The sequence below is a fragment of the Tropicimonas aquimaris genome, from assembly GCF_042676185.1.
GTDB classification, from domain to species: Bacteria; Pseudomonadota; Alphaproteobacteria; order Rhodobacterales; family Rhodobacteraceae; genus Tropicimonas; species Tropicimonas aquimaris.
On sequence record NZ_JBHTJT010000002.1, the window covers coordinates 114,471 to 126,499 of the forward strand.

The following is a 12,029-nucleotide window of genomic DNA, read 5'->3' on the forward strand; positions in this document are numbered from 1 at the left end:
ACCCAGAAGGAGGGGCATCGATGCATCAGCCAGCGATAACCGGTGCGGGAGTCTTCACGCCGTCACAGGCCATTTCCAATGACGAACTCGTCGCCGCCTACAACGCTTATGCCGATCGCAGCAACGCGGCGAATGCCGCGGCGATCGCCGCCGGCGAGGCCGAGCCGCTGGCCCATTCCTCCTCCGAATTCATCGTCCACGCCTCCGGAATCGAGAGCCGCTTCGTGCTCGACAAGACCGGCACCCTCGACCCAGACATTATGCATCCCATCTTCCGGGCGCGGAGCGACGACGAACCCTCCCTGATGGCCGAGATCGGCGTGGAAGCCTGCAACGCCGCGCTCCGCCAGGCCGGTGTCGCCGCCGAGGAGATCGACCTGGTGATCTGCGCCGCGTCGAACCACGAGCGCGCCTACCCGGCCATCGCCATCGAGATCCAGCAGTTGCTGGGCTGCGGCGGTTTCGGATTCGACATGAACGTCGCCTGTTCCTCCGCCACCTTCGGCCTTCAGGCTGCGGCCGACATGATCCGCACGGGGTCCGTCCGCAAGGCGCTGGTGGTGAACCCCGAGATCTGCTCGGCACATCTCGAATGGCGCGACCGGGACTGCCATTTCATCTTCGGAGATGTCTGCACCGCCACCGTTGTCGAACGGGCCGAGGACGCGAAGGGGGATCACTTCCTGATCCGCTCGACCCGCTGCGCCACCGAGTTTTCGAACAACATCCGCAACAACAACGGCTTCCTGCGACGCACCCGCGAGGGGCATATGGACGACCGCCGGGACATGCTCTTCATGCAGGAGGGCCGGAAGGTCTTCAAGCAGGTGCTGCCGCTGGTCTGCGCCCATATCGCGGACCACATGGAAGCCGAAGGCGTCACGGCCGACCAACTCAGCCGGCTCTGGCTCCACCAGGCCAACAAGACCATGAACGACTTTATCGGCAAGAAGGTCCTAGGCCGGACGCCGGATGCCGACGAGCAGCCCAACATCCTGCAGGACTACGCGAACACCTCCTCGGCAGGCTCGATCATCGCCTTCGCCCAACATTCCGAGGATCTCGCCGAGGGTGACCTCGGCATCATATGCTCCTTTGGCGCGGGCTACTCGGTGGGCTCCGTCATCGTGCAAAGGAAGACCGCATGATCCGGCGCCTGCTGGCTCTCGCCGCCCTGACAATGCTTGCCGGATGCGGCGTGCCCTTCGTTCCGTTCATCTGACGGCCGGGACCGGAGGGTTGCCCGCTCCATGACTTCCACATAGCCAGTCCACATTTCCGGGATGGGATGCCTGATGGAGAAAACCGCCCGCTTCCCTCACAGGTCGCGGGTCGCTCCATGAGATCCATCATCCGGGATTGCCTGACTGCATGAAACGAATGGAATTTGCGGTCGCCGTATGCGTGCTGGCCGCCAATTGCTTCGGCCCCTTCCCGGGAAGTGTGTCTTCGGCGCCAGCGCCGCACGTTGCTTAAGTACCGGCCGTGGCCGCACGGCTGGCAGCAGTCCTTGCGAGGGCCGTCCCGGTTCCGGGCTGAGCCCCAGAAGCGGGAGGATGGAGGGCGGGGGAGCTATCCCCCGCCGGTCCCGTCAGGCGTGTATCGGACCGTCGCCGCAGGCCATTGCCGCCTCGCGCACCGCTTCCGACGTCGTCGGGTGGGCGTGGCAGGTCCGGGCGAGATCCTCTGCGGACGCGCCGAACTCCATTGCGACACAGATCTCGTGGATCATCTCGCCCGCGACGGGGCCGATGATATGGGCGCCAAGGATCCGGTCGGTCTCCTTGTCGGCCAGGATCTTCACGAAGCCGTCGGACTGCATCATCGCCTTGGCGCGGCCGTTGCCCATGAAGTTGAACTTGCCGACCTTGTAGGCGCGTCCCGCTTCCTTGAGCTGCTCTTCCGTCGCGCCGACCGAAGCGACCTCGGGCGTCGTGTAGACCACGCCGGGGATGATGTTGTAGTCGATATGCGGCTTCTGGCCGGCGATCATCTCCGCCACCGCGCCGCCCTCGTCCTCGGCCTTGTGGGCGAGCATCGGGCCTTCGATCACGTCACCGATGGCGTAGACGCCCGGCACGCTGGTCCGGTAATGCGCATCGACCTCGATCTGGCCGCGCTTGGTCAGCTTCACGCCGAGCGCGTCGAGCCCCAGCCCCTCGGTGTAGGGGACGCGGCCGGTGGAGACGAGAACAACATCAGCGTCGATCGTGTGCTCGGCCGCGTCCTTGCGCATCGCATAGGTGACCTTGGCCTTGGTCTTGAGCGTCTCGACCTTGGAAACCGCTGCGCCGGTGATGATCTCCAGCCCCTGCTTCTTAAGGATCTTCTGGAAATTGCGGGCGATCTCCGCATCCATTCCCGGTGTGATACCGTCCATGAACTCGATGACGGTGACCTCGGAGCCCAGCCGCTTGTAGACCGAGCCCAGTTCGAGGCCGATCACGCCGCCGCCGACAACAACCATCTTCTTCGGGATCTTCGGCAGTTCGAGCGCGCCGGTCGATGTCACGACGATCTTCTCGTCGATGGTCACCTCGGCCCCCGGGATCGACGCGGCATCGGAGCCCGACGCGATGATGATGTGCTTGGCCTCGTGGACCTCGTCGCCGACCTTCACCTTGCCGGCCTCGGGGATCGAGCCCCAGCCCTTGAGCCAGTCGATCTTGTTCTTCTTGAACAGGAACTCGACACCCTTGGTGTTGGCACCGATCACGTCGTCCTTGAAGGACAGCATCTTCTCCCAGTCGACCTTCGGCGCCGCGGCCTTGATGCCCATGGCGTCGAAATTATGCTCCGCCTCGTGGACAAGGTGCGAGGCGTGCAGCAGCGCCTTGGAGGGGATGCAGCCGACATTGAGGCAGGTGCCGCCGAGAGTTTCGCGGCCTTCGACACAGGCGGTCTTGAGCCCGAGCTGGGCGCAGCGGATGGCGCAGACATAGCCGCCGGGTCCGGCGCCGATTACGATGACGTCATAGGATGCCATGTGATGTTCCTTCGGTTGTTTTGGCGAGGCCGCGCTCGTGCGTTCGCCTGAATTCTGTCTCGTTTGAAAGCGCTACGAAGCGGATCGATCAGGGCTCATAACCGAATGCCTCGTAGTCCTTCCCGTATACCGAAATCAGGCGTGACCTGACTTCGCTCCTCGTCATCCACTCCGGGAACGATGCCATCTCATCGTTCACATTGAGCCGCACACCTGTGCCCTTCGGGTGTTTGCCAAGTGCCTCGCAGAGGTCCTTCTCGAACTTGTCTGCCGCCTCGAGCCGGCCGACTACGTTGGGCGGGTAGATATCGGGACGGATGTCCCACCATTGGGGCCGCCAGTGGGCGTTTGGGGGGCGGCCCGCATAACCGGAAACCGAAAGCTCCACATAATCAAGGAACCGCTCGAAGCCTTCCTGCGTGAAGGGATGTTCCTCCCAATCGAACCCGGTAGCCGCTGTCATTCGAATGCGTTCGTCGACAAATTGCGGGCTGCCGAGCTTGTTCGATTTGCAGATATACCTGAAGGAAGACCAGGCGCGGCCCGTGGGGTTGCGGACGGTGGCGATACGAATCGCATTGTCCAGATAGTCAGCCAGACTGATTATATCCGTCCGGGCAAGCAGTTCCCGGAACACCCCGGCGAACATGGTCAGATGCAACGCAGAATCCGAAAGGTTGGACTCGCTCGAGACGGTCGTCTTGAGCGGCACACCGAATTCGAGCTCGAACAGGAGCGCAAGGGCAGAATTGGTGCCCGTCTTGCCTACAGGCGAATAGGCCCAGGCATTGCTCTTCGGCGTGAAGATGTACTGAAAGAACAGATCATGTGCGGCGCGGCTCTCGAAGCGACGACCAATTGACGCATACGACGTCTCCAGCAGCTTCGACCTGTTCGCGGGCTTCACCGGCCGATCGAAGAAGAGCTTTGATCCGGTTTTCTCCATTGCTCGAACCACGTGTGCCCTTCGCATCCTTGAAAGTGCCCGATCCGGATCCGTCGATCCCCTGGGCTCTCTGGAACCGGTCTCGACAGGGATACCTCGGGGGTAATCGGAACCAAGTGACGGCCGACCATTTGCCCGACCCATATGATATTGGCCGGGGCCGCGCGGTACGACCCCGGCTCGAACCCTACAGATCCATGAGCAGGCGACGCGGATCCTCGAGCGCTTCCTTGACCTTCACCAGGAAGGTCACGGCGCCCTTGCCGTCGACGATGCGGTGATCGTAGCTGAGCGCCAGATACATCATCGGGCGGGCGACGATCTCGCCGTTGATGACCATCGGGCGCTGCTGGATCTTGTGCATGCCGAGGATGCCGGACTGCGGCGGGTTGAGGATCGGCGAGGACATCAGCGAGCCGTAGACGCCACCGTTGGAGATGGTGAAGGTGCCGCCCTGCATCTCGGCCATCGAGAGCTTGCCGTCGCGGGCGCGCTTGCCCTTCTCGGCGATGGCGGCCTCGATCTCGGCGAACGACATGCGATCGGCGTCGCGGATGACTGGGACGACGAGGCCCTGGGGCGTGCCCGCGGCGATGCCCATGTGCACGAAGTTCTTGTAGACGATGCTGTCGCCGTCGATCTCGGCGTTGACCTCGGGTACTTCCTTCAGCGCGGCGCAGCAGGCCTTTGTGAAGAAGGACATGAAGCCGAGGCGGACGCCGTGGCGCTTCTCGAACTCGTCCTTGTACTGGCTGCGAAGCGCCATGGTCTCGGTCATGTCCACCTCGTTGTAGGTGGTCAGGATTGCGGCGGTGTTCTGGGCATCCTTGAGACGGCGGGCGATGGTCTGGCGCAGGCGGGTCATCTTGATCCGCTCTTCGCGCGCGGCGTCCTCGGCCGGGACCGGCGCACGGGGCGCGGCCGGGGCGGCGGGCTTGTCGGCCGGGTTGGCCAGCGCCTTGAGCACGTCTTCCTTCATCACGCGGCCATCGCGGCCGGACCCCTGGACGGCGGCCGGGTCGATGCCCTTCTCGGCCATCAGCTTGCGGGCGGAGGGGGCGTCGGCAACGTCCTTCGCCGGGGCAGCGGCGGGCGCCGGAGCGGCGGCCGGGGCGGCTTGTGGTGCCGGCGCGGCTGCGGCGGCTCCCTCACCGGCGGAGATCACCGCAAGCTTAGCGGTGGCGTCGACCGTGGAGCCTTCGACGGCGACGATCTCGGTCAGGACACCGGAGGCCGGCGCCGGAACCTCGACCGACACCTTGTCGGTCTCCAGTTCGCAGAGCATCTCGTCCTGCGCGACGGCATCGCCGACCTTCTTGAACCAGGTGGAGACGGTCGCTTCGGTCACGCTTTCGCCCAGCGTCGGGACCATCACGTCGACCGAGGCGCCACCGGCGGCAGGCGCGGCCGCGGGGGCTTCGGCGGCGGGCGCGGCAGCAGCGGCGGGGGCGGCGGCCGCTCCCTCGCCTTCGTTCAGGGTGGCCAGCAGCGCATCGACCCCGACGGTCTCGCCCTCGGCGGCGACGATCTCGCCAAGGACGCCCGCTGCGGGGGCCGGCACCTCGACGGTCACCTTGTCGGTTTCAAGCTCGCACAGCATCTCGTCCACCGCCACGGCATCGCCGGGCTTCTTGAACCATGTGGCGACAGTGGCCTCGGTGACGCTCTCGCCCAGGGTGGGCACGCGGACTTCAATGGTCATGGTCTTACTTTCCTTCGATGGTCAGCGCTTCGTCGATGAGCGCGGCTTGCTGTGCTTTGTGCTGGCTGGCGAGGCCGGTGGCCGGCGAGGCGGAGGCGGCGCGGCCGGCATAGACCGGGCGATTGTGCCGCGCCTTGATCCGGGTCAGGACCCATTCGATATTGGGCTCGATGAAGGTCCAGGCACCCTGGTTCTTGGGCTCTTCCTGGCACCAGACCATCTCGGCCTCCTTGAACCGTTCCAGTTCCTTGACCAGCGAGATCGCCGGGAAGGGATAGAACTGCTCGACGCGAAGCAGGTAGATGTCGTCGATGCCACGCGCATCGCGCTCCTCCAGCAGGTCGTAGTAGACCTTGCCCGAGCACATCACGACCCGCTTGATCTCGCTGTCCGGCTTCAGCTTGGTCTCGGAATTCCCGTATTGCGCATCATCCCACAGGACGCGGTGGAAGGAGGACCCTTCGATGAAGTCTTCCTTCCGGCTGATGCAGAGCTTGTGGCGCAGCAGCGACTTGGGCGTCATCAGCACCAGCGGCTTGCGGAACGAGCGGTGCAGCTGGCGGCGCAGGATGTGGAAGTAGTTCGCCGGGGTCGAGCAGTTGGCGACGATCCAGTTGTCCTGACCGCAGAGCTGCAGGAAGCGCTCGAGACGGGCGGAGGAGTGCTCCGGGCCCTGCCCTTCGAAGCCGTGCGGCAGCAGCATCACCAGGCCGGACATGCGGAGCCACTTGCTCTCGCCTGAGCTGATGAACTGGTCGAACATGATCTGCGCACCGTTGGCGAAGTCGCCGAACTGGGCCTCCCACAGGGTCAGCGCGTTGGGTTCGGCCAGCGAGTAACCGTATTCGAACCCGAGCACGGCGTATTCTGAGAGCATCGAGTCGATGACCTCGTATTGCGCCTGCCCCTCGCGGATGTGGTTGAGCGGGTAGTAGCGCTCTTCATCCTGCTGGTTGATGAAGCCCGAGTGCCGCTGCGAGAAGGTGCCGCGGGTCGAGTCCTGACCGGCCAGGCGGACCGGGTAGCCCTCGGTCAGCAGCGAGCCGAAGGCCAGCGCCTCGGCCGTCGCCCAGTCGAAGCCATCGCCGGTCTCGAACATCTGCTTCTTGGCTTCGAGAAGCCGCCCGACAGTCTTGTGCAGCGGGAAGCCTTCGGGACCGGTCACGAGCGACCGGCCGACTTCCTCCAGAGTCTCGGCCGAGATCGCCGTCTGGCCGCGCTGGTACTGATCGCCTTCGCGGTCGAGATGCGACCAGCGGCCGTCGAGCCAGTCGGCCTTGTTCGGCTTGAACTCCTTGCCGGCCTCGAACTCGTCGTTCAGGTGGGCCTGGAAGGCGGCCTTCATGTCCTCGATCTCGCCTTCCGGGATCAGACCGTCCTTGACCAGCCGCTCGGTGTAGAGCGCCAGCGTGGTCTTATGCTTCTTGATCCGGTTGTACATGATCGGATTGGTAAACATGGGCTCGTCGCCCTCGTTGTGCCCGAACCGCCGGTAGCAGAAGATGTCGATCACCACGTCCTTGTGGAACTTCTGCCGGAACTCGGTGGCAACCTTGGCGGCGTGCACCACGGCCTCCGGGTCGTCGCCGTTGACGTGGAAGATCGGCGCCTCGACCATCAGCGCGATATCCGTCGGGTACGGCGAGGAGCGCGAGAAGTGCGGCGCCGTGGTGAAACCGATCTGGTTGTTCACCACGATATGGATCGTTCCGCCGGTGCGATGCCCCTTGAGGCCCGAGAGGCCGAAGCATTCGGCCACGACGCCCTGACCGGCAAAGGCGGCGTCGCCATGCAGAAGGATCGGGATCACGCTGATCCGCTGCTGGTCGTGTTTCTGGTCCTGCTTGGCGCGGCATTTTCCGAGCACCACCGGGTTCACCGCCTCGAGGTGCGAGGGGTTCGCGGTCAGGCTGAGGTGCACGATATTGCCGTCGAACTCGCGATCCGAGGAGGCGCCGAGGTGGTATTTCACGTCCCCCGAGCCGTCCACGTCATCGGGCTTGAAGCTGCCGCCCTGGAACTCGTTGAAGATCGCGCGGTAGGGCTTGCTCAGCACGTTGGCCAGAACCGAAAGCCGGCCGCGGTGGGGCATGCCGACCACGACCTCGGTGGCGCCGAGCGCACCGCCGCGCTTGATGATCTGCTCCATCGCCGGGATCAGCGCCTCGCCGCCGTCGAGGCCGAAGCGCTTTGTGCCCATGTATTTCACATGCAGGAATTTCTCGAAGCCCTCGGCTTCGACCAGCTTGTTGAGGATCGCGCGCCGGCCCTCGCGGGTGAACTGGATCTCCTTGCCGAAGCCCTCGATCCGCTCCTTCAGCCAGGCGGCCTGCTCGGGATCGGAAATGTGCATGTACTGCAGCGCGAAGGTGCCGCAATAGGTGCGCTTCACGATGTCGAGGATCTGGCGCATCGAGGCCATCTGCAGCCCGAGCACGTTGTCGATGAAGATCGGCCGGTCCATGTCGGCCTCGGAGAAGCCGTAGGAGGCCGGGTCGAGCTCCGGGTGCGGGGTCTGGTCACGCATCCCAAGCGGATCGAGATCGGCCACCAGGTGACCACGGATCCGGTAGGCGCGGATCAGCATCAGCGCCCGGATCGAGTCCAGCACCGCGCGCTTAACCTGGTCGTCGGTGACCTCGACGCCCTTTTCCCTGGCCTTCGCCTTGATCTTCTTGCCGGCGTCCTTGACCTCCTCGACCGGCCATTCACCGGTGAGCGCGGCGGTCAGCTCGTCGGCGACAAAGCCGCTCTGACGGGCCCAGGAGGGGCCTTTCGCCTCGGCGCGCACCTCGGCCTCTCCGTCGCCCAGCTGCCGGAAGAACTCCACCCAGGCCTCGTCCACCGATGCCGGATCGGCCGCGTAGCGAGCGTAGAGCTGCTCGACGTATTCGGCGTTGTGTCCCTGCAGGAAGCTGGAAGCGTGGAAGATGTCGTTCTTGCTGTGCTCGGTCATGTTGGCACCCATTGGTTATTATTGAGACCGCACGGATTGCGGAGGGTCTTGAGATAGATGTCGAAGAAGCTAGGCATGGACGCCTCGCAAATCCAGAAAGGCTCGCTCGGTGGATAACCGCCCAGACAGGGGCTGCGCACCTATCGGCGGGAACACGCCGCGGCTGCATTGCCCGTTGCCGGTTCGCACGGCAAAGGCGTCATGGCCCCGACTTCCTTCGGACGCCGGCGCGCCACCGCGACCATTGCCCTGATGAGGAGACAGCGGAGCGGCCCCTGCCAGGCATGACAGGAGCCGCCGAAAACCCACGCGACCGATCCGCCCGTCGGATGACGGGAGTCCTAGCAGACTTGTCCGGATGGCCGCGCGTTGTCTCATGGCGTCAGCCGATGGCTTCGAGCACAGCCTCGCCGAGGCTGGCCGGGCTTTCCGCCACGACGATGCCGGCGGAGCGCATGGCTTCGATCTTGTCCTCGGCGCCGCCCTTGCCGCCGGCGACGATGGCGCCCGCATGGCCCATGCGGCGGCCCGGAGGCGCCGTGCGGCCGGCGATGAAGCCGGCGCAGGGCTTGGAACGGCCCTTCTTGGCTTCGTCCTTGAGGAACTGGGCGGCCTCTTCCTCGGCGGAGCCGCCGATCTCGCCGATCATGATGATCGAGTGGGTTTCGTCATCGGCCAGGAACCATTCCAGCACGTCGAGGTGCTCGGTGCCCTTGATCGGGTCGCCGCCGATGCCGACGCAGGTGGACTGGCCGAGGCCCGCGGCGGTGGTCTGGGCGACCGCCTCGTAGGTCAGCGTGCCGGAGCGGGACACGACGCCCACCGAACCGCGCTTGTGGATGTGGCCCGGCATGATACCGATCTTGCAGGCATCCGGCGTGATGACGCCAGGGCAGTTCGGGCCGATCAGGCGGGTCTTGCTGTCGACCAGCGCGCGCTTGACCTTCATCATGTCGAGCACCGGGATGCCCTCGGTGATGCAGACCACCAGTTCCATCTCGGCGTCGATCGCCTCGAGGATGGAGTCGGCGGCGAACGGCGGCGGAACGTAGATCACGGAGGCATTCGCCTCGGTCACGGCCTTGGCCTCGTGGACGGAGTCGAACACCGGCAGGCCGAGGTGTTCCATGCCGCCCTTGCCCGGTGTCACGCCGCCGACCATCTTGGTGCCGTAGGCGATCGCCTGCTCGGAGTGAAACGTGCCCTGGCTCCCGGTGAAGCCCTGACAGATAACCTTGGTGTTTTCGTCGACGAGTACGGCCATGATGGTCTCTTCTCAGTTGGAATCGTTTATAGGCTCAAGTGTGCGGGCCCGCGCGACGCCGTCCGGCGCCTTCGGGGATTTCGGCGGGAAAAGTTCTTCCCGCTCGGGAAAGAACCTCTCGCGGAGTTTCTCGTTGCTCGGCCCGAGCTGCTCGCGGATGCGGTTGAGAAGCGGCAAGGGCAGCGTCAGGGCCGGACCGCCGGATCCCCAGTACTCGGCGGCTCGGCACAGTTCGGTGCGGAGCGACTGGAGCGTCTCGTTCTTGGTGGTGACCGAGGCGATGTACCGGTTGATCAAAAGGAAGGTGTCCAGCGACTTCTTGGTCAGCGACGGGTTGTAGATATCCGGCCGAACCATTCCGGCAGCGTCGGCGCCCAGGACATCGCAGAAATCCTCCACCAGATCCCCGCCCTTGAGCGCATCGCGCTCCAGCAGGCGGACGACAAGGCGTTCCTCGCCCGCGACGTTCGCCCACTGCCGGAGGTTCTTCAAGTGATTGCCGTGGCCCTTTTTCAGGAAGGTCTCCACGAAATCCTCGAAGCTCTTGTCCACGCCGCGCCGAACCGCCTCGGAATAGGCGCTCAGGATCAGATCTTCCTGACGGCGCAGGTAAACGACGTAGGTCACCTCGTCGAAATGCGATTTCATGAGCCGGTCGAAGGTGCCGATGCGCTCCTGATCGAACAGGTAGGGCCAGGCGTGCTCGCTCGAGGCGACCCAGGTGTGCATTTCCTTTGGCGCCGCGGCCAGCCGCCGCTCGAACGCCTGCATCATCTCGGCTGCATAGGCCTTGGCGTCGGCGACATCCTCCAACCCGAGCATCCGCCGGATATAGGGATCGGGCGGCAGGAGTTCGAGCTCCGCCAGTGCGGCGATGGGAAACTCCCATTGGCTCGAGATGTCCGGAACGATCCGGTCATAGAAGATCCCACTCCCGGAGAGCGCCTTGCAGTTCTGTTCGAGAAACACCTGCAGCGTCGTGGACCCGGTCTTGGGCCGGCCGATGTGGAAGATGGCGTTCATTGCGCCGCTTCCTTGGTCGCACGCCGCTTCTTGCCGCCCTTGAGGCCTTTCTTGCGGCCGCCGGCGTTTCCTCCACCGGAGGCCGGCGTCGGAATCACGAATTCGAGACCGGCCTCGCACAGCTCGTCGATCGTCGGCTGGTTGACGGCCGGATCGGACGGCGCGGGCTTCGCCTTGGGCGGGAACATCTCGGACCGCTGTGGGAAGAAATCCTCGCGCAGCTTGCGGTTGGTGCCCTCGTTCGCTTCCCGGATGCTGGCGATCTGACCCGCCGTCAGCACGAGTTTGCGCTCTGCGGACGGCAGTTGCATCAGCCGGCTCTCGGCGTCGCGCATCAGATCCGTAACCGCGCGCCGGCCGCCGACCTGCTGCAACTTGACGTTGGCCTGCCGCAGGAATTCGGCGGCAGCAACGCTCAGCGCCTCGTTCTTGCGCGGCGGTACGGTCAGTCCGGTATGGTCGATGCCGACCGCATCGGCAAAATCGGCGATCAGGTCGCCATCTTTCATGGCATCGGGTTCGAGCAGGCGCAGCACGAAGCGATCGGAGCCGACAGCGTCGCACCAAAGCTTGCCCATCTCGTGGTAATTGCGCTGCTTCGCGTTCTCGAGGAACTCGTCGAGGGTATGCGTCGCGCCGTGCCGCAGGGTCTGCGAGTAGCGGCTCAGCAGCCAGTCTTCCTGCCGGCGGATGTAGCAGACATAGCGAACCTCGGAGAAGAACTGCCCCATCCAGCCGTCAAGCGCCTTTGCCAACTCCGGCGTGGTGGTCAGGCTGCCGAGATCTTCGCTCGAGAAGATCCACGTCAGGTCCTTGCCGCGCTTCACGGCCTTGCCGAAGACCTCGGTGTAGACGCGGGCGACCTCGGCCTGGGCCTCCAGGTCGGTGAGCCCGTAGAACCGGCGCGTCTCCTTGTGCGGCATCAGCACGCCCGCACGATCCATCTGGCAGATGCCAAGCTCCACATGCGCCCGCCGCCGCTTCAGGTCCGGATAGTTGATCCGGTCATAGGCGGCCCCGCGTTCGGGCAGACGGTCGGCATTCGCCAGCAACCAGCCCTGGATCGAGGTGGTTCCGGTCTTGGGAAGGCCTATGTGAACGACGGCACGCATGGGGTGATCTCTCTTCGATAGGGGGGCACCGGTCAGGTGC

The 12,029-nt window shown here is 64.7% G+C and carries 8 protein-coding genes; 1 reads left to right on the forward strand and 7 read right to left on the reverse strand.

The features are described 5' to 3' along the window. Positions 1 to 20: 20 nt before the first annotated feature. Complete coding sequence (locus ACFQ2S_RS00555; protein ID WP_386071840.1) at positions 21 to 1,148, forward strand: beta-ketoacyl-ACP synthase III; 1,128 nt, start codon at positions 21 to 23, stop codon at positions 1,146 to 1,148. Between the two features lie 443 nt (positions 1,149 to 1,591). Here ACFQ2S_RS00555 and lpdA read toward each other — a convergent pair whose 3' ends face one another. The 7 genes from lpdA to ACFQ2S_RS00590 form a co-directional block, all read right to left on the reverse strand. Next, positions 1,592 to 2,986, reverse strand: coding sequence for a dihydrolipoyl dehydrogenase (gene lpdA / locus ACFQ2S_RS00560; protein WP_386071842.1), 1,395 nt, complete (start codon positions 2,984 to 2,986; stop codon positions 1,592 to 1,594). A gap of 88 nt (positions 2,987 to 3,074) precedes the next feature. Then, a complete protein-coding gene (locus tag ACFQ2S_RS00565) occupies positions 3,075 to 3,932 on the reverse strand; it encodes a sulfotransferase family 2 domain-containing protein (RefSeq protein WP_386071843.1) in 858 nt (285 codons plus the stop codon). A gap of 187 nt (positions 3,933 to 4,119) precedes the next feature. Continuing rightward, positions 4,120 to 5,634, reverse strand: a complete 1,515-nt coding sequence (gene odhB / locus ACFQ2S_RS00570; protein WP_386071845.1) for a 2-oxoglutarate dehydrogenase complex dihydrolipoyllysine-residue succinyltransferase — start codon at positions 5,632 to 5,634, stop codon at positions 4,120 to 4,122. A gap of 4 nt (positions 5,635 to 5,638) precedes the next feature. Continuing rightward, positions 5,639 to 8,590, reverse strand: a complete 2,952-nt coding sequence (locus tag ACFQ2S_RS00575; protein WP_386071847.1) for a 2-oxoglutarate dehydrogenase E1 component — start codon at positions 8,588 to 8,590, stop codon at positions 5,639 to 5,641. Between the two features lie 382 nt (positions 8,591 to 8,972). Further along, on the reverse strand, positions 8,973 to 9,854 hold the full coding sequence (gene sucD, locus ACFQ2S_RS00580; RefSeq protein WP_089235227.1) for a succinate--CoA ligase subunit alpha: 882 nt from the start codon (positions 9,852 to 9,854) through the stop codon (positions 8,973 to 8,975). A 12-nt stretch (positions 9,855 to 9,866) separates the two neighbouring features. Next, a complete protein-coding gene (locus ACFQ2S_RS00585) occupies positions 9,867 to 10,877 on the reverse strand; it encodes a hypothetical protein (protein ID WP_386071849.1) in 1,011 nt (336 codons plus the stop codon). After that, complete coding sequence (locus ACFQ2S_RS00590; RefSeq protein ID WP_386071851.1) at positions 10,874 to 11,989, reverse strand: hypothetical protein; 1,116 nt, start codon at positions 11,987 to 11,989, stop codon at positions 10,874 to 10,876. Before ACFQ2S_RS00590 ends, ACFQ2S_RS00585 begins: the two co-directional genes overlap by 4 nt. Positions 11,990 to 12,029 lie beyond the last annotated feature (40 nt).

Excerpts from the sequence above, each read along its gene's own strand:
- ACFQ2S_RS00555 (WP_386071840.1), top strand. The coding sequence starts at position 21 with ATGCATCAGCCAGCGATAACCGGTGCGGGAGTCTTCACGCCGTCACAG.
- lpdA (WP_386071842.1), bottom strand. The coding sequence starts at position 2,986 with ATGGCATCCTATGACGTCATCGTAATCGGCGCCGGACCCGGCGGCTAT.
- ACFQ2S_RS00565 (WP_386071843.1), bottom strand. The coding sequence starts at position 3,932 with ATGGAGAAAACCGGATCAAAGCTCTTCTTCGATCGGCCGGTGAAGCCC.
- odhB (WP_386071845.1), bottom strand. The coding sequence starts at position 5,634 with ATGACCATTGAAGTCCGCGTGCCCACCCTGGGCGAGAGCGTCACCGAG.
- ACFQ2S_RS00575 (WP_386071847.1), bottom strand. The coding sequence starts at position 8,590 with ATGACCGAGCACAGCAAGAACGACATCTTCCACGCTTCCAGCTTCCTG.
- sucD (WP_089235227.1), bottom strand. The coding sequence starts at position 9,854 with ATGGCCGTACTCGTCGACGAAAACACCAAGGTTATCTGTCAGGGCTTC.
- ACFQ2S_RS00585 (WP_386071849.1), bottom strand. The coding sequence starts at position 10,877 with ATGAACGCCATCTTCCACATCGGCCGGCCCAAGACCGGGTCCACGACG.
- ACFQ2S_RS00590 (WP_386071851.1), bottom strand. The coding sequence starts at position 11,989 with ATGCGTGCCGTCGTTCACATAGGCCTTCCCAAGACCGGAACCACCTCG.